Below are 17,709 nucleotides of genomic sequence, written 5' to 3'. Positions count from 1 at the left end.
ATCGCGGGGCAGAGCCAAGTCACTTGTCGGTGAGGAGAGTTCATGCCACGCCCGTTCCGCTTCGGGGTCAACCTGCTCACGTCCGCGCTGGCCGCCGAGTGGCGGGCCAAGTGCCGTCGCGCGGAGGAACTCGGGTACGACGTGATCCTCGTGCCCGACCACCTGGGCATGGTCGCGCCGTTCCCGGCGCTCGTCGCGGCGGCCGGGGCCACCGAGCGGCCCCGGCTCGGCACGTTCGTGCTGAACGCGGGCTTCTGGAACCCGGCGCTGCTGGCGCGTGAGGTGGCGACCACGGACGCGCTGACCGGCGGCCGCCTCGAACTGGGCCTGGGCACCGGGTACGTCCGGGCCGAGCACGAGACGGCCGGCCTGCCGTTCGGCTCGCCGCGGGAGCGGGTGGACCTGCTCCGCCGTACCGTCGGGGAGCTGGAGCGCGCGCTCCGCTCCGCCGAACACCGGCCGCGCCCGGCTCAGCCGAGGGTGCCGCTGCTGATCGGCGCGAACGGCGACCGGATGCTGCGGCTGACCGCCGAGCACGCGGACGTCGCCGCGTTCACCGGGGCCCGGGCCGCGGACGCGGCGGGCACGCTGACGCCGCTCACCGCGGACGAGCTGGACGAGCGCGTGGCCCGCTACCGCGAGCTGGCGGCGGACCGCCCCGCACCGGCCGAGCTGAACCTGCTCATCCAGCTGGTGGCCGTCACGGACGACCCCGAACCCGTACTGAAGCCGCTGCTGGAACGGCACCCGCGGCTGGACCTGGACCGGGCACTGGCCCTGCCGATCATGCTGGTCGGGACCCTGGAGCAGATCGTCGCGCGGGTGCGGGCGCAGCGGGAGCGGTTCGGGTTCTCGTACCTGACCGTGCTGGAGCCGTCCATGGAGGCGTTCGCGCCGGTGATGCGACGGCTGCGCGAGGAGTCCGTATGACGGAATTCCCGCGCCCGGCCGGGTTGTCCGTGATCCGATGACCGCATGACCGAGCTGTGTGTACGACCTGCCGGGCCGGACGATCTCGACGCCGTCCTCGCGTTCTGGAAGACGGCCGCCGAGGGGACGAGCGTCAGCGACGACCGCGCCGGTGTGGAGGGGCTGGTCGAGCGGGACCCGGACGCGCTGCTGCTCGCCGAGTCCGGCGGGGAGCTGGTGGGCACGGTGATCGCCGGCTTCGACGGCTGGCGGTGTCATCTCTACCGGCTCGCGGTGCATCCGGAGCGGCGCCGCAGGGGCATCGGTTCCGCGCTGCTCGCCGCCGCGGAGGAGCGGTTCACCCGGCTCGGCGGCCGGCGCGCTGACGCCATGGTGCTGGTCCGCAACGAGAGCGGGCAGCATGCCTGGCGGGCCGCCGGCTACGGGCCGCAGGAGCAGTGGCGGCGCTGGGTGAAGCCGCTGACGTACTGAGATCACCGATCTCTTTGCCCATCCTTTACCATTGAGGGAGCACCCGTCCCTCCATGAAAGGTTGTGAGCGTCCGCCCATGGGCGAGCCTCCCGGTCCGCGACACCGCGCGATTCCCCCTGCCCTGTCCGATCATGGGACGGGGGTGACCCGATGACCGAAGTGCTGCTCCTGCTGGTGGCGATCCTGCTGTCGCTCGCCTGCGGCGCCTTCGTGGCGGCGGAGTTCTCGCTGACCACGGTCGAGCGCGGCGAGCTGGAGCGGGCCGCCGAGCGCGGCGAGCGCGGAGCCTCGGGCGCCCTCAAGGCCGTACGGAGCCTGACCTTCCAGCTCTCCGGCGCCCAGCTGGGCATCACCGTCACCAACCTGGTGGTCGGCATGCTCGCCGAGCCGTCGATCGCCAAGCTGCTGTCCGGCCCGTTCGAGGCCCTGGGGCTGTCGCCGGCCACGGCGAGTTCCGTCGCCCTGGTGCTGGGCACGGCCCTGTCCACGGTGTTCCTGATGGTCGTCGGCGAGCTGGTGCCCAAGAACTGGGCGATCTCCTCACCGCTGGCGGTGGCGAAGCGGGTGGGGAGCGCCCAGCGCTGGTTCAGCGCGGCCTTCCGCCCCTTCATCACGCATCTGAACAACACGGCCAACCGTTTCGTGCGTCGTCTCGGCATCGAACCGGCGGAGGAACTGGCCTCGGCGCGCGGCCCGCAGGAGCTGGCCGCCCTGGCCCGGCACTCCGCCAAGCAGGGCGCGCTGGAGGCGGACACCGCGGAGCTGTTCGTCCGCACGCTGAACCTGGCCGACCTGACGGCGGAGAACGTGATGACCCCGCGCGTCCAGGTCGTCGCCCTCGACACCCAGGCCACCTGCGAGGACGTGGCGAACGCGACCCGGGCCACCGGCCTGTCCCGGTTCCCGGTCTACCGCGGCAGCCTGGACTCGGTGGTCGGCACCGCGCACATCAAGGACGTGCTCGCCGTGCCCGCCGACGAGCGGCGCCACCGCACGGTCGCCCAGGTGATGCGCGAACCGCTGCTGGTGCCCGAGTCGCTGACCGTGGAGCGGCTGCTGGAGCGGCTCGGCGGACGGCGCACCATGGCCGTCGTCATAGACGAGTACGGCGGCACGGCGGGCGTCGCCACGCTGGAGGACATCGTCGAGGAGGTCGTCGGCGAGGTGCGCGACGAGCACGATCCGCACGAGACCCCCGATCTCGCCCCGGCCGGTGCGGACGAGGAGGGCCGGGCCCTGTACTCGGCCGACGGCGCCGCCCGCATCGACCAGCTCGCGCGCGTGGGCCTGCGCGTCCCCGAGGGGCCGTACGAGACGCTGGCCGGCCTGGTCGCCACCGAACTGGGGCGGATACCCGAGATCGGTGACACCGTCCTCGTCGCCGGCTGGCGGCTGGACGTGGTGGACGCCTCCGGCCGCCGGGCGGCCCGGGTGCTGCTGCACGCGCCGCTGGACGACGAGCGGGCGGACGAGACGCCGGAGGGGGCGCGATGACCGTCGTCCAGCTGCTGATCGGCCTGACGACGCTCGTCGTCAACGCCTTCTTCGTCGGCGCGGAGTTCGCGCTGATCTCCGTGCGCCGCTCGCAGATCGAGCCGCTCGCGCAGGGTGGCGACCGCCGCGCCCGGAGCGTGCTGTGGGGTCTGGAGCACGTGTCGGCGCTGCTGGCCGCCGCCCAGCTCGGCATCACGCTGTGCACCCTGGTCCTCGGCGTCGTCGCCGAACCGGCGATCGCGCACCTGCTGGAACCGGTGTTCCACGCGGTGGGCGTGCCCGAGAGCGCGGGCCACGTGGTGTCCTTCGTGATCGCGCTGACCCTGGCGACCTATCTGCACATGCTGCTCGGCGAGATGGTGCCCAAGAACATCGCGCTCGCGGAACCGGTGCGCAGCGCGCTCCTGCTCGGGCCGCCGCTGGTCGGCCTGTCCAGGGCGCTGCGACCGGTGATCTTCAGCGTGAACGCCTTCGCCAACGGGCTGCTGAAGCTGCTGCGCGTGGAGGCCAAGGGCGAGGTCGCGGCGACCTTCACGGACGCCGAACTCGCCGAGATCGTCAAGGACGCCAGCGAGGCCGGGCTGATCGACGGCCGGGCCCAGGAGCGGCTGCACGACGCCCTGGAGCTGGGCAGCCGGCCCGTACGGGACGTGGTGGTCCCGCTGGAACGCGTCGTCTACGCGCGCGTGGGCGTCACCCCGGAGCAGCTGGAGCGGCTGTCGGCCGACTCGGGCTTCTCCCGGTTCCCGGTGGTCGACGCGGGCCGGCGGATCGTGGGCTATCTGCACGTCAAGGACGCGCTGGACGCCTCGCCGCGGGACGTGCCGTTCCGGCTGCGGGACATGCGTCCCATCCCGCGGGTGCGCGAGGGGACGCCGCTGGACGACGTGCTCACCGCGATGCGGGGCAGCCGCACGCACCTCGCGGCCGTGCTCGGCGACGACGGCCGACTGTCCGGTCTGGTGACCATGGAGGACGTGCTGCGGCAGCTGTTCGGCCAGCCCGCCTGACGCCGCGCCCAGGCCCGCGTCGGGCTCGGGGCCCGGTCCCGCCGACGGACGGGACCGGGCCGACCGACCGGCGGGTATGGAGCCGGGATACCATCGCTGTCGCCATGCAGACGAATCCCACACCTCCCACGCACACCAGCCTGGTCGCACTCGGCGACTCCTTCACCGAGGGCATGTCGGACCTGCTGCCCGACGGCTCCTACCGCGGCTGGGCCGATCTGCTCGCCACGCGGATAGCGGCCCGCAGCCCCGGTTTCCGGTACGCCAACCTCGCCGTGCGCGGGAAGCTGATCCGGCAGATCGTCGACGAGCAGGTCGAGGTGGCCGCGGCCATGAAGCCCGACGTCATCACCCTGGTCGGCGGCCTCAACGACACCCTGCGGCCCAAGTGCGACATGGTCCAGGTCCGGGACCTGCTCACCGAGGCCGTGGAGCGCCTCGCGCCGTCCTGCGAGCAACTGGTGCTGATGCGCAGCCCCGGCCGGCAGGGCCCGGTGCTGGAGCGGTTCCGGCCGCGCATGGAGGAGCTGTTCGCGTGCGTGGACGAACTGGCCGCCAAGCACGGCGCCCTGGTGGTCGACCTGTACGGGGCGCCCTCGCTGGCGGACCCGCGGCTGTGGGACGTGGACCGGCTGCACCTGACCGCCGAGGGTCACCGCCGGGTCGCCGAGGCGGTCTGGCAGACGCTCGGCTACGAGCCCGAGGATTCCGACTGGCGGGTGCCGATGCCGGCCACCCTGCCGCCGGGCTGGATGGCCCGGCGGGTCGCGGACGCGCGGTTCGCCCGACAGCACCTGCTCCCGTGGATAGGGCGGCGCCTGACCGGCCGCTCCTCGGGGGACGGCCGCCCGGCGAAGCGGCCGGAGCTGCTGCCGTACGAGGACCTGGCGTAGCCGCACCCGCTGTACGGCCCGTGCGCCCACGACTCCGGAAGAGGAAGCGGGACGGCGCCCGGGCCGAGGTCGCGGCCGTGTAGCGGAGTCATGGAGCGGCCGGTGCCGCCGGCGAGGCCGCGGCCGCTTCCCCGGCCCGCACGAGGTGACGGGCGTCTCGTAGCTTCAGCCGAACCACCCCATGGCGCTGGCCTGCACGAATCGCCAGTAGACTCTGGACACGTGACTTCTGCGCCCGCCAAGCCCCGCATCCCGAACGTCCTCGCCGGACGTTACGCCTCCGCCGAGCTCGCCACGCTCTGGTCGCCCGAGCAGAAGGTGAAGCTGGAGCGCCAGCTCTGGCTCGCCGTGCTGCGGGCCCAGAAGGACCTCGGCATCGAGGTGCCGGACGCGGCGATCGCCGACTACGAGCGGGTCCTCGACACCGTCGACCTCGCCTCGATCGCCGAGCGCGAGAAGGTCACCCGGCACGACGTGAAGGCGCGGATCGAGGAGTTCAACGACCTCGCCGGGCACGAGCACGTGCACAAGGGCATGACCTCCCGCGACCTCACCGAGAACGTCGAGCAGCTGCAGATCCGGCTCTCCCTCGAGCTGATGCGCGACCGCACGGTGGCCGTGCTGGCGCGGCTGGGCAAGCTCGCGGGCGAGTACGCGGAGCTGGTCATGGCCGGCCGCTCGCACAACGTCGCCGCGCAGGCCACGACCCTCGGCAAGCGTTTCGCGACGGCCGCCGACGAGCTGCTCGTGGCGTACGGCCGCGTCGAGGAGCTGCTGGGCCGCTACCCGCTGCGGGGCATCAAGGGCCCGGTCGGCACCGCGCAGGACATGCTGGACCTGCTCGGTGGCGACGCGGCGAAGCTCGCCGACCTGGAGGACCGGATCGCGGGGCACCTCGGCTTCTCGCAGGCGTTCACCTCGGTCGGCCAGGTCTACCCGCGCTCGCTGGACTACGAGGTCGTCACCGCCCTGGTGCAGCTGGCGGCGGCGCCGTCCTCGCTGGCCAAGACGATCCGGCTGATGGCCGGGCACGAGCTGGTCACCGAGGGCTTCAAGCCCGGCCAGGTCGGTTCCTCGGCGATGCCGCACAAGATGAACACCCGCTCCTGCGAGCGCGTCAACGGCCTCATGGTGATCCTGCGCGGCTACGCCTCGATGACCGGTGAGCTGGCGGGCGACCAGTGGAACGAGGGCGACGTGTCCTGCTCGGTGGTGCGCCGGGTCGCGCTGCCGGACGCGTTCTTCGCGCTGGACGGCCTGCTGGAGACCTTCCTGACGGTCCTCGACGAGTTCGGCGCCTTCCCGGCCGTCGTCGCCCGCGAGCTGGACCGCTACCTGCCGTTCCTCGCCACCACCAAGGTGCTCATGGGTGCCGTGCGCGCGGGTGTGGGCCGCGAGGTCGCGCACGAGGCGATCAAGGAGAACGCCGTCGCCTCCGCGCTCGCGATGCGGGAGCAGGGCGCCGAGCGCAACGAGCTGCTCGACAAGCTCGCCGCCGACGAGCGGCTGCCGCTCGACCGGGAGCAGCTGGCGGCGCTGATGGCCGACAAGCTGTCCTTCACCGGTGCCGCGGCCGACCAGGTCGGCGTGGTCGTCGGCCGGATCGAAGAGCTCGCCAAGCAGCACCCGGAGGCCGCCGGCTACACCCCCGGGGCGATCCTCTGACCGGCTCCCCCCGCTCGCCCCGCTTCACCAAGGCGGAGCTGGAGGCCGCCCGCGACCGTCTCGTACCGGACGTCGTCGCGGACGGCCTCCACGTCCTGTTCTGTGGGATCAATCCGGGGCTGATGACAGCGGCGACGGGCCACCACTTCGCCCGCCCCGGCAACCGGTTCTGGCCCGTGCTGCACCTGTCCGGGTTCACCCCGCGGCTGCTGAGGCCGGCCGAGCAGGGCGAGCTGCTGTCGTACGGTCTCGGCATCACGAACGTGGTGGCGCGGGCCACCGCGCGGGCGGACGAGCTGACCGCCGAGGAGTACGTGGCGGGCGGCCGGCTGCTGACCGCGAAGGTGACGGAGCTGCGGCCGAGGTGGCTGGCGGTCGTGGGCGTGACCGCGTACCGGTCCGCGTTCGGCGACCGCACCGCGCGGGTGGGCCCGCAGGAGCGGGCCATCGGGGACAGCAGGGTGTGGGTGCTGCCCAATCCGAGCGGACTGAACGCGCACTGGACGGCGGCCACGATGGCCGAGGAGTTCGCCCGTCTGCGACAGGCCGCGTTCGCCCCGCAGGATCCCGACTGACGGGTGTCCGACCGCCTCGCCGGGCGGTGGCCGACGGGCGGCGAGCGGCGCCGGGATCCGGCTCCCGGCTCCCGGCCGGCCGGCGCTCCCCCGGCGGTCGCGGGCGCACGGCGTCGTACGTCCCGGCGCTGCGGCCGACCCGTCACACGTCCCGGCTCCTCAGGCACCAGCCACCCGCGAGCAGGGCCGCGGCCGTCCACAGTGCGGTCACCGCGAGGCCGGTCCACGGGCCGAGGGTGCCGTCCCAGGTGCTGTGCAGGACGACCTGGCCGGCCCGGTCGGGCAGGAGGTCGGCGACCCCGCCGGACAGGTCCCCGACGACGAAGGACACGATCAGCAGGAACGGGATCAGCACCGAGAGCGTCGCGACCCCGCTGCGCAGCACGGCCGCGAGACCGGCGGCGAACAGCGCCATGAGCGTGAGCTGGAGTCCGCAGCCGACCGCGCCGCGCAGCCCCTCGGTCCAGCCGGGCCCGGCGCTCCCGAGCACCGCCTTGCCGAGCACGAGCGTCACCAGGCCGGTGAGCAGGCCGACCGCCAGCACGGGCAGGGCGATCGCCGTCGCCTTCGCGGCGAACCAGCGCCGCCGGTCGGGCACCGCCGCCAGTGTCAGTCCCAGCGCGCCGCCCCGGAACTCGGACGAGACGGCCGTCGTACCGAAGGCGATCGCGGCGATCTGCCCGAAGCTGATGCCGAAGAACACCGCGAACAGCGGGTCGGCGTCGCCCGTGTCGGCGTCGGCGGAGGCGAGCGCCGAGAACGCGGCGGTGGCCAGGAGGATTCCGGCGAGTGCGCACCACAGTGAACGCAGGGTACGGATCTTGATCCACTCGGAGTGGAACACGGGGACGAACGACATGGTCAGGCCTCCTGGGGCTGTGCGGTGAACTCGGCCTCGGCGGCGGTCAGGTCGAGGTAGGCCTCCTCCAAGGTGGCCTCGCCTGCGGCGAGTTCGAGGACAGGGACACACGCCTCGGACATCAGCCGGCCGATGTCGTCCACGCGCGCGTGCCGGACCGTCCAACTGCCGTCCTCGCCGCGTGAGGCGTCGTGCCCGTGCCGGGCGAGCAGGGCGCCGAGGACTACGGGATCGGTGCTGCGGACGCGGACGTGGGGCCGCACGCGTGCGTCGATGAACTCCCGCACCGGTGTGTCGGCGAGCAGGCGGCCCCGGCCGAGGATCAGCAGGTGGTCGGCGAACGCGGCGGTCTCGCCCATGAGGTGGCTGGCGACCAGGACCGTACGGCCCTCTGCGGCGAGCCCGCGCAGCAACGTGCGGATCCACACGATGCCTTCGGGGTCGAGGCCGTTCGCGGGCTCGTCGAGCAGGATCACCTCGGGGTCGCCGAGCAGGGCTGCGGCGATGCCGAGCCGCTGGCGCATGCCGAGGGAGTACGTCTTCACCCGGCGTCCCGCGACCGCGGCGAGTCCGGTCTCCTCCAGCACCGTGTCGACCCGCCGGGCCGGGATGCGGTTGCTGACGGCCAGAGCCCGCAGATGGTCGTGTGCCGTGCGGGAGCCGTGTGCGGCACGCGCGTCGAGCAGGGCGCCCACCCGGCGCAGCGGATCCCGCAGTTCGGTGTAGGCGCGGCCGCCGATCACGGCCGTACCGGAGGTGGGCCGGTCGAGGCCGAGGACGAGTCGCATGGTGGTGGACTTGCCAGCGCCGTTGGGGCCGAGGAAGCCGGTGACACTGCCGGGGCGCACACTGAAGGTCAGCCCGTCGACGGCCCGGCGGCCGGCGTACTCCTTGGTGAGGTCTCGTACGTCGATGCTCAACATGACCGACAGCCTGGCCCTTCGCGGGCGGTTGCCCCTCCCCCGCCGGTGGGGACCGCCTCCCCCGTGCGGGGGAGGTCCGTCTCCGGTGCCACCTGCGACGATGTGCTCATGGTCCGCTGCCTGCGCCCGCTTCTGCGGGGGACGACGTACACCCGGCTGCTGCATCTGTGGGTGCCCATGCTGATGGAGAGCGTGTGGCTGTTCATCGACATGTCGAAGCCGTGGGTGCCCGCGCTCGTCCTCCTGCCGGTCGGCCTGGTACCCGCCGTGCGCGTGGGCGAGGGCGTCCAGGCCCGGCTGCTGCTGACGCCCGGCAAGGAGGAGCCGGGCATCTCGGAGACGCCGTCGGCGAGTTGGCGGGACCGGGGGCGCACGGTGCTCTGGCTCGAGCTGCGGATGCTCCTCGCCGTTCCGACGGCGTTCGCTTCGGTGTGGCTGCCCGTCTTCTCCTACGAGCTGGGCCGGCTCGCGGGCGGGCACACCGACCCCCACTCCCCGCTGCTGGACGAGGTCCGCCCGCACTGGGCCTACGGACTCCTCGTCCCGCTCCCCCTGATCGTCCTGTACGGCCTGGTGGTGGGCCTCGGCGCGCTGGCCACCGCCGGGGCCCGCCGGCTGCTCGGTCCGTCCGCCGCCGAGCGGCTGGCCGCCCTGGAGCAGCGCACCGAGCAGCTGCTCGAACGCACTCGCATCGCACGGGAGTTGCACGACTCGATCGGGCACGCTCTGACGGTCGCGGTGGTGCAGGCGGGCGCGGCACGGGCGGCCGGCGACCCCGGTTTCACCGACCGTGCGCTGGCCGCCATCGAGGAGACCGGCCGGGCCGCCCTGGAGGACCTGGAGCGGGTGCTGGGCGTGCTGCGCGAGGCCGACCGGCCGGTGAGCGCCCGACCCACCCTGGCCGACGCGGGCCGGCTGCTGGATTCGGCCAGGACCTCCGGTGCGAAGGTCGACGCCGAGGTGACCGGTCCGGTCGCCGCCCTGCCCGGGCCGGTGTCCCGGGAGGGCTACCGCATCCTCCAGGAGGCGCTCACCAACGTGCTGCGGCACGCGGGAGCCGTCCCGGTACGGGTCCGCGTCCGGGTCACCGGCGACCGGCTGGACCTGGAGGTCCGCAATCCGCTGCCGGCTCCGGTGCCCGGCCCCGGCCGGGGCAGCGGTCTGCGCGGCATACGCGAGCGGGCCGCGCTGCTCGGCGGCACCGCCCGCACCGGCCCCGACGAGGGCGACTGGCAGGTGCGCGCGGAGCTGCCGCTGAGTTGATCTACGCTGGCGGGATGCCGGTCACCGTACTCCTCGTCGACGACGAACCCCTGGTCCGCGCGGGTCTGCGGGCCGTTCTGGAGGCCCAGCCCGACATCGAGGTGGTCGGTGAGGCGGCCGACGGGGCCGCCGTCATCCCGCTGGTGCGTCAACTGCGGCCGGACGTCGTCGCGATGGACGTCCGCATGCCGCTGCTGGACGGCATCGAGGCCACCCGCGCGGTGCTGCGCACGGTGCCCGAGCCGCCGAAGATCCTGGTGGTGACCACCTTCGAGGACGACGAGTTCGTGTACGAGGCGCTGCGCGCCGGTGCCGACGGGTTTTTGCTGAAGCGGGCCCGGCCGGCCGAGATCGTGCACGCGGTACGACTCGTGGCGGAGGGCGAGTCGCTGCTGTTCCCCGCCTCCGTACGACGCCTCGCCGCCCGGTACGGCGACGATGAACGCCCGGCGGAGGTCGCGCTGGAGCGGGCCCGGCTCACGGAACGGGAGGCGGAGGTGCTGCGGCTCATGGCGCGGGGGCTGTCCAACGCGGAGATCGCCGAACAGCTGGTCGTGGGCACCGAGACGGTGAAGACGCATGTGAGCGGCGTGCTCGCCAAGCTGGGCGCGCGGGACCGCACCCAGGCGGTCATCGCCGCGTACGAGTCGGGATTCGTCGAGCCGGGCTGACCGGGGTGCGGGCGGCCGGGTGCGCCGTCGAGGGCGGGTACCCGGCCCGGGGCGACCCGCACTCGCCGGGGTGCGCCGGGCCGAGTACGATCCGGCAAACACGCCCGCGAGCTGGAAGGACGGACGGTGGGGCAGCTGACCGGCGGCGATCCCTCGCTGCTGCGAAGGATCAATTCCGCGGTGGTGCTGCACGCGCTGCGGGCCACGGACTGCGCGACGCTCACCGAGGTCACCCGGGTCACCGGACTGTCCCGGCCGACCGTGGAGGGCGTGGTCGAAGGCCTCATCGAGGCGGGGCTCGTCGTGGAGACCGCGGCCGACGAGGGCACCACGCGACGCCAGGGCCGGCCGGCCCGACGGTTCCGGTTCCGGGCCGAGGCGGGCCATCTGCTGGGCCTGGAGATCGGGCCGCACCGCGTCGCCGCGCTGCTGTCCGACCTGGACGGGCGGGTGCTCGGCGCGCAGGCCAAGGACGTCGACGAGTCCGCCCCGGCGGACGAGCGACTCGACCGGCTGCGCGGCGCGGTCGCCGAGCTGCTGCGGCGGGCCGGGGTCGCTCGCGGTTCGCTGCGGGCGGTGGGCGTGGGCACCCCGGGCATCGTGGAGGCCGACGGAACGGTTCGGCTGAGCACGGCCCTGCCGCAGTGGACGGGCCTGAAGCTCGGGGACCGGCTCAGCCGCTCCTTCAAGTGCCCGGTGCTGGTGGAGAACGACGCCAACGCGGCGGCCGTCGCCGAGCACTGGAAGGGCGCGGCGACCGAGACCGACGACGTCGTGTTCGTGCTGGCCGGGCTCAGTCCCGGGGCGGGTTCGCTGATCGGCGGCCGGCTGCACCGTGGCTACGGAGGAGCGGCCGGGGAGATCGGCGCGCTGCACCTGCTGGGCCGGGAGGCCACGCCGGAGACTCTGCTGTCGACCACCGACGAGCCGCTGCACCCGTTGGACGAGCAGGCGGTCGCCGAGGTGTTCGCGCTGGCGCGGGACGGCGACCAGCGGGCGCGGGCGGCGGTCGAGCGGTTCAACCACCGGCTCGTGCACGACGTGGCCGCGCTGGTCCTGGCGCTCGATCCGGAGCTGGTCGTGATCGGCGGCTGGGCGGCCGGACTCGACGGTGTCCTGGAGCCGCTGCGCCGCGAACTGGCCCGCTACTGCCTGCGGCCGCCCCAGGTGACGCTCTCGCTGCTGGGCGAGGCCGCCGTGGCCACGGGCGCGCTCCGCCTCGCCCTGGACCACGTGGAGGCGCAGCTGTTCGCGGTGGAGGGCGCGGCGACGACCCGCCGCTGACCGGGGCGGGGCCGGCCGGAGGCCCCGCGCGGACGGGGCGCTCGGGGCGTTACCAGGAGCGCCTTGCTGCGTGCGAGGACCAGTGCTTTTGCTTCAGCGCGGGGGGGGTGTGCCGGTCGTCCGGCCGGACGGCTTCACCGGGCCGCCGGGTGCCGCCGAGTGGGTCGGGTACACCGTCCCGCCGGGCGGGGTCCGTGCGTCGGCCCGTCCGGGGCCAGGGCCGAGAAGCGACGGATGTGACGGTATCTCGTCCACGGCCGGTGTGCCGGACCGTCAGACGCCCCGCGCCCCGGTGGAGTTCCGGAGCGCGACGGTGTGCCGCGGGCGTGGGGCGGACGGGCTCGGGAAGTCCGCCCCACGCTCCGACGGGAGGCTCGGCGGAGGGGTCAGGAAGCCTGCCGCTCGGGATCGTGGTGTATTTCGACGCCGGCCGAGTCGCCGAAGGTGAGCCGGCAGGTGTCGGCACGGTAGGTCGCCACGGACAGCGCCGCGGTGCGGCCCTGCGCGAAGAAGCGGGTGGTGACGACGAGGACGGGCGAGCCGGGCAGCCGGTCGAGTTCCCTGGCGTCGTCCGCACGGGCGGACCCCAGCTCGACTGCGCGGTCCTGCCCCTCCAGTTCGAGCCGCTGGAGCTCGCGCAGCACCGCACGCGCGCGTGCCGGGCCGGACGGGGCGTCGATCGCGGTGAGGTCGGGCACCGAGTCCGCCGGGATGTACAGCAGCTCGGTGGCGACCAGCTGGCCGTGGGACGTCCGGGAGCGGCGCACGGTGTGCACGGCGTCGTCCGGTCCGGTCTCCAGGCCGGCGGCGACCGCGGCGGGCGGGGTCTCCTGGGCGCTGTCGACGGGCTGCCAGGCGTCTCCCGCGGCCCCCGGCCAGGTGTGCTGCTCGCTGCCGACGGCGACGCCCACGCGCGGCGGGGCCACGGTCGTGCCGACGCCGCGCCGGCGCTGCAGGCGGCCTTCCAGCTCGAGCTGTTCGAGGGCCTGGCGGAGCGTGGCGCGGGCCACGCCGAAGCGGGCGGCGAGATCGCGCTCGTTGGGCAGGATCTCACCGACCGAGAACTCCGAGTCGAGTGCCTCGGTGAGCACGGTCTTGAGATGCCAGTACTTCGGTTCCGGCACCGATTCCAGCTGCGTGGTCCCCACCCTGTCCTCCGCAAGAGCCGTGGTCCGGCGGTTTTTAGCGCCCTTGTTTATTAAAGGTTGTTGCACTTCTCTGCGACGATAGGGCTGCCGTCACCCTTGGTCAAGACCAATCCTCGGTCCCCTGCGTCATGTACCGGCCGTCCGCCGTGGAGCGTTCACGAGGCGTTCGTCATGGGCGGTGTGCGTGACATCGCGGCAAAGCCCCCGTCGCACGACGGGGGCTCGCGGGGTCCGGCTCGGTGAGGCGCCTCAGTGGTCGGCGAGGTGCCGCAGCTTGTCGGGGTTGCGGACGATGTACACGGTGCTGACGCGGGCGTCGGCGACGTCCACCTGGATCAGGCTGTCGGGCTTGCCGCCGGACAGGATCAGCACGGCGGGACCGCCGTTGACCTCCAGGAAGCGCACGGACAGCTCGGGTACGGTGCCCGACACGGCGATCAGGAAGCGGCCCACCTTGTCCGCGGTGTGCAGGGTCCGCAGCGGTGCCTTGGCCTTGCCGCCGCTGTCGCCGACGAGGCGGACGTCCGTGGCGAGCAGGGACAGCAGGCCCTCCAGGTCGCCCTCACCCGCCGCGGCGAGGAAGCGTTCGGTCAGGTCACGGCGCTGGACCGGGTCCACGTCGTAGCGCGGTCGTCGTTCGGCCACGTGCCGGCGGGCCCGCCCGGCGAGCTGCCGTACCGCCGCCTCGCCGCGGTCGAGCAGGGCGGCGATCTCGGCGTACGGGTAGCCGAAGGCCTCCCTGAGCACGAAGACGGCCCGTTCCAGCGGGGACAGCGACTCCAGGACGACCAGGACGGCGAGGGAGACCGTGTCGGCGAGCAGGGCACGCTCCGCGGTGTCGGGGGCGGTGCCGCCGAACTCGGTGACGCAGGGCTCCGGCAGCCACGGGCCGACGTACGCCTCGCCGTGCGCCTTCGTGCGGCGCAGCCGGTCGATGGCCAGCCGGGTGATGACCCGCACCAGGTAGGCGCGCGGTTCGCCGACCTCGGTGCGGTCGGCACGGGACCAGCGCAGCCAGGCGTCCTGGACCACGTCCTCGGCGTCGGCCACCCGTCCCAGCATGCGGTAGGCAACCCCCATGAGCAGGGACCGGTGCGCTTCGAAGACGTCGGTGAGGTCAGCTGTCACCTCGTCATCCCATCCGACACACCTGGCGGTTGTCCACCCGGGACCGGGTCAGGGGCTACCCGTCGGTAGCAATTGCTGACAAGCTGTCTACGGCGTCCGTCAGCACCCAGACGAGGAGCACCCATGTCCGCCACCGTCTCCTTCCAGGTCCCGACCGCGCACGGCCCGAAGGACGTGACCGTGTCCTACGCGCGCGTGGGACACGGGGCACCCCTGGTCCTGCTGCACGGGATCGGCCATCACCGGCAGGCCTGGGACCCGGTCGTGGACATCCTCGCCACCGAGCGTGACGTGATCACCGTCGACCTCCCGGGTTTCGGCGCCTCCCCTGCCCTGCCGGGCGACCTCGCCTACGACCTGCCCACGACCAACACCGTGCTCGGCGCCCTGTTCGAGGCCCTGGAACTGGACCGCCCGCACATCGCCGGCAACTCGCTGGGCGGTCTGCTCGCCCTGGAACTGGGCCGCGAGAAGCGCGTACGGTCCGTCACGGCGCTGTCCCCCGCCGGGTTCTGGACGGAGGCCGAGCGCCGGTACGCCTTCGCGGTGCTGCTGGCGATGCGGGGCATCGCCCAGCGGCTGCCGCTGCCGCTGGTGGAGCGGCTGAGCCGCAGCGCGGCCGGCCGTACGGCGCTGACGAGCACCATCTACAGCCGGCCCGCGCGCCGGGCCCCGGAGGCCGTGGTCGCCGAGACGCTCGCCCTCGTGGGGGCGACCGGCTTCGACGCCACCCTGCGCGCGGGCACGGCCGTCCGGTTCACCGACGACCTGCCGGGCCTGCCGGTCACCGTGGCCTGGGGCACCCAGGACCGGCTGCTCCTGCGCCGCCAGGGCATACGCGCCAAGCAGATGATCCCGCACGCCCGCCTGGTGCGGCTGCCCGGCTGCGGTCACTGCCCGATGAACGACGACCCGGCCCTGGTCGCCCGGGTCATCCTCGACGGCAGTCGCTGACCCACACGGCTCGCGTGCCGACCGGGCAGCGGTCGCTGGTCGTACGTACCGTTCCCCTGAAGCCTGTTGACCAGGGCCGCACGCGCGCGGCCCTCATGAGAGCCGCGCCTGTGCGCGCCGCACGCCGCCCTGGCGGCGGCAGCCGACCGGCACCGGGTCACGCGACCCGGCCTGCGGCAGCCTTCGCCCGGCGCCGGTCGCGCGCGTGGGACCTCGGCACGGCCGCGCGCCGGCCGGTCGCGCGCGCCGCCCGGCGGCAGCCGACGGCCGTACATGTCGGCCCGTCACGACTGTTGGCCGGCGCTGCACGCGCGCGGATTCAGGGCAGCCGCGCACGGGCTCGCCACGCGTCGCCAAGCCGGCGGCGGCCGCACGCCGCCCGAACGGCAGCTGCCCGGCCCTACGTGCCGTCCCGCCGCTGCTGTTGCCCGCCGCTGCACGCGCGCGTTTCGAGGCGGCCGCGCACGCGTGGCCGACTCGGCGGCGGCAACCGGCCGGCATCTGTCGCGCACGGGGCCTCGGCACAGCCACGTACCAGCCGGCCCGACGACAACCGCTCGCCGCGAACCCGACCCCGGCCGTGGCCCCGGCGGCCGCCGACCCGCACCGCCGCCGCCCCGTGCCCCCACCGGCTGACGTACCGTCGGTCTCCGTGACCGCGACGGAGTCCGGTGGCCGGACGGTCCGTTGTTCACCTTCGGTTTCCGTGCGCGCCGCAGCACCCCAGTAGGTGTGGCTCTGCACACTGGCCGGATCCCGTTCCTGGAGGCGCAGCCATGTCACACCGTCCGTTCCCGGGCCGCCGCAGCGTTCTGCGCGGCTCCCTCGCCGCGTCGGCGGCCCTGACCCTGCCCGTGGGCCTCGGCGCGGCCCCGGCGTTCGCCCGGTCCGGGCGCCCCCAGGCGGGCTGGGGCGTGCAGACGGGCGACGTGACCACCGACTCCGGCCTGATGTGGGTGCGTTCGGACCGGCCTGCCCGGATGATCGTGGAGACATCGGCGACGGAGTCGTTCCGCAACCCGCGCCGCTTCCACGGCCCGCTGCTGGACGCCGGCACGGACTTCACCGGCACGACCCGGCTGCGCGGCCTGCCGTCCGGCGAGCAGATCCACTACCGTGTGCTCCTCGCCGACCCCGACGACCCGCGCCGCACGGGCGAGCCGGTGGCGGGCGCCTTCCGTACCGTCTCCCGCCACCGCCGCGACGGCGTACGGTTCCTGTGGTCGGGCGACCTGGCCGGCCAGGGCTGGGGCATCAACCCCGACCGGGGCGGCTACCGCATCTACGACGCGATGGCGAAGCTCGACCCCGACTTCTTCCTGTGCAGCGGCGACAACATCTACGCCGACGGCCCGATCAGTCCCACCCAGGCCCTGCCCGACGGCAGCACCTGGCGGAACGTCACCACCGAGGAGAAGGCGAAGGTCGCCGAGACACTCGCGGAGTTCCGGGGCAACTTCCGCTACAACCTGCTCGACGACAACCTGCGCCGGTTCAACGCCCAGGTGCCCTCCATCATCCAGTGGGATGACCACGAGGTCCGCAACAACTGGTATCCCGGCGAGGTGATCGCGGCCACGGACACCCGGTACACCGAGAAGAGCGTCGACGTGCTCGCCGCGCGCGCCCGGCGGGCGTTCGGCGAGTACTTCCCGATCTCCACGCTGCGGCCGGGCGCGAAGGAGGGCCGCGTCCACCGCGTGCTGCGCCAGGGCCCGCTGCTGGACGTGTTCGTCCTGGACATGCGCACCTACCGCAACGCCAACTCCCCCGACGACCAGACCGTCGACCCGCAGGGCATCCTCGGCCGCGAGCAACTGGAATGGCTCAAGCGGGAGCTGTCCCGCTCGCACGCGGTGTGGAAGGTGATCGCCGCCGACATGCCGCTCGGCCTCGTGGTGCCCGACACGACCGAGAACCGGCCGAACATCGAGGCGGTCGCCCAGGGCGACCCGGGCGCCCCGCTCGGCCGCGAGCTGCAGATCGCCGAACTGCTCAGGTTCATCAAGCACCGGCGGATCACCGGCACCGTGTGGCTGACGGCGGACGTGCACCACACCTCCGCCCAGCACTACCAGCCGTCGCGCGCCGCGTTCACCGACTTCGAGCCGTTCTGGGAGTTCGTCTCCGGTCCGCTCAACGCGGGCGCATTCCCGGCGAGCGCGCTGGACGGCACCTTCGGTCCGGAGCGGGTGTTCGTGAAGGCGCCGACGGCGTCGAACGTGTCGCCCGCGGGCGGCTACCAGTTCTTCGGCGAGGTCGACATCGACGGCGGCAGCGGCGAGCTGACGGTCCGGCTACGCGAGCAGGACGGGACCGTGCTGTTCACGAAGTCGCTCCAGCCGGGCCGGGTCGGCCAGTAGCACCGGCGGGGCGGCCGTGCCCCGTACCCTGTCGAGTGTGCCGCGCCCCGGCGTCATCCCCCGGAGCGCGGCACGGC

General features: G+C 73.7%; 16 protein-coding genes. 12 read left to right on the top strand and 4 right to left on the bottom strand.

Translation table 11 applies throughout. The features are described 5' to 3' along the window. The first annotated feature begins 42 nt into the window (after positions 1-42). From BLW57_RS33080 to mug, 7 genes are all read left to right on the top strand, one after another. Positions 43-930: an LLM class F420-dependent oxidoreductase gene (locus tag BLW57_RS33080; protein ID WP_093479395.1), complete on the top strand. Its 888-nt coding sequence runs from the start codon at positions 43-45 to the stop codon at positions 928-930. Positions 931-975: 45 nt separating this feature from the next. Further along, the gene (locus tag BLW57_RS33075; protein ID WP_093479394.1) at positions 976-1,401 is read left to right on the top strand and encodes a GNAT family N-acetyltransferase; all 426 of its coding nucleotides are present in this window, start codon (positions 976-978) and stop codon (positions 1,399-1,401) included. 151 nt (positions 1,402-1,552) lie between these two features. Further along, entirely contained in the window at positions 1,553-2,896 is a 1,344-nt protein-coding gene (locus BLW57_RS33070) for a hemolysin family protein (RefSeq protein ID WP_093479393.1), read from the top strand. Further along, positions 2,893-3,906, top strand: a complete 1,014-nt coding sequence (locus BLW57_RS33065) for a hemolysin family protein (protein ID WP_093479392.1) — start codon at positions 2,893-2,895, stop codon at positions 3,904-3,906. Before BLW57_RS33070 ends, BLW57_RS33065 begins: the two co-directional genes overlap by 4 nt. 104 nt (positions 3,907-4,010) lie before the next feature. Continuing rightward, positions 4,011-4,799 (top strand): SGNH/GDSL hydrolase family protein, encoded by a 789-nt coding sequence (locus BLW57_RS33060; protein ID WP_093479391.1) that lies wholly within the window; start codon positions 4,011-4,013, stop codon positions 4,797-4,799. 222 nt (positions 4,800-5,021) lie between these two features. Then, positions 5,022-6,464 carry an adenylosuccinate lyase gene (gene purB / locus BLW57_RS33055; RefSeq protein WP_093479390.1) on the top strand — a complete coding sequence of 481 codons (1,443 nt, stop codon included), beginning with the start codon at positions 5,022-5,024 and terminating at the stop codon, positions 6,462-6,464. Positions 6,465-6,502: 38 nt separating this feature from the next. Next, positions 6,503-7,039, top strand: coding sequence for a G/U mismatch-specific DNA glycosylase (gene mug / locus BLW57_RS33050; protein WP_256339858.1), 537 nt, complete (start codon positions 6,503-6,505; stop codon positions 7,037-7,039). 142 nt (positions 7,040-7,181) lie between these two features. Here mug and BLW57_RS33045 read toward each other — a convergent pair whose 3' ends face one another. Next, on the bottom strand, positions 7,182-7,898 hold the full coding sequence (locus BLW57_RS33045) for an ABC transporter permease (protein ID WP_093479389.1): 717 nt from the start codon (positions 7,896-7,898) through the stop codon (positions 7,182-7,184). A gap of 2 nt (positions 7,899-7,900) precedes the next feature. Continuing rightward, a complete protein-coding gene (locus tag BLW57_RS33040; protein ID WP_093479388.1) occupies positions 7,901-8,821 on the bottom strand; it encodes an ATP-binding cassette domain-containing protein in 921 nt (306 codons plus the stop codon). Positions 8,822-8,929: 108 nt separating this feature from the next. Here BLW57_RS33040 and BLW57_RS33035 point away from each other — a divergent pair, with 108 nt between their 5' ends. From BLW57_RS33035 to BLW57_RS33025, 3 genes are all read left to right on the top strand, one after another. Continuing rightward, complete coding sequence (locus tag BLW57_RS33035) at positions 8,930-10,084, top strand: sensor histidine kinase (protein WP_093479387.1); 1,155 nt, start codon at positions 8,930-8,932, stop codon at positions 10,082-10,084. 14 nt (positions 10,085-10,098) lie between these two features. Then, positions 10,099-10,755, top strand: coding sequence for a response regulator (locus BLW57_RS33030; protein ID WP_093479386.1), 657 nt, complete (start codon positions 10,099-10,101; stop codon positions 10,753-10,755). Between the two features lie 126 nt (positions 10,756-10,881). Next, entirely contained in the window at positions 10,882-12,039 is a 1,158-nt protein-coding gene (locus tag BLW57_RS33025) for an ROK family transcriptional regulator (RefSeq protein WP_093479385.1), read from the top strand. 386 nt (positions 12,040-12,425) lie between these two features. On the opposite strand, the gene BLW57_RS33020 is transcribed toward BLW57_RS33025, so the two are convergent. Next, the gene (locus BLW57_RS33020) at positions 12,426-13,187 is read right to left on the bottom strand and encodes a GntR family transcriptional regulator (RefSeq protein WP_093479384.1); all 762 of its coding nucleotides are present in this window, start codon (positions 13,185-13,187) and stop codon (positions 12,426-12,428) included. Between the two features lie 249 nt (positions 13,188-13,436). Beyond that, entirely contained in the window at positions 13,437-14,315 is an 879-nt protein-coding gene (locus BLW57_RS33015) for an RNA polymerase sigma-70 factor (protein ID WP_093479383.1), read from the bottom strand. A 123-nt stretch (positions 14,316-14,438) separates the two neighbouring features. On the opposite strand from BLW57_RS33015, the gene BLW57_RS33010 reads away from it, so the two are divergent. Together BLW57_RS33010 and BLW57_RS33005 are read left to right on the top strand one after the other, a co-directional pair. Next, entirely contained in the window at positions 14,439-15,269 is an 831-nt protein-coding gene (locus BLW57_RS33010) for an alpha/beta fold hydrolase (protein ID WP_073895088.1), read from the top strand. 776 nt (positions 15,270-16,045) lie between these two features. Further along, entirely contained in the window at positions 16,046-17,632 is a 1,587-nt protein-coding gene (locus BLW57_RS33005) for an alkaline phosphatase D family protein (RefSeq protein ID WP_093479382.1), read from the top strand. The last annotated feature ends 77 nt before the right edge of the window (positions 17,633-17,709 follow it).

Source organism: Streptomyces sp. 1222.5 (assembly GCF_900105245.1).
Taxonomy (GTDB): Bacteria; Actinomycetota; Actinomycetes; order Streptomycetales; family Streptomycetaceae; genus Streptomyces; species Streptomyces albidocamelliae.
The sequence above is the reverse complement of the archived record's forward strand: the minus strand, read 5'-3'. Positions and strand labels throughout refer to the sequence as shown.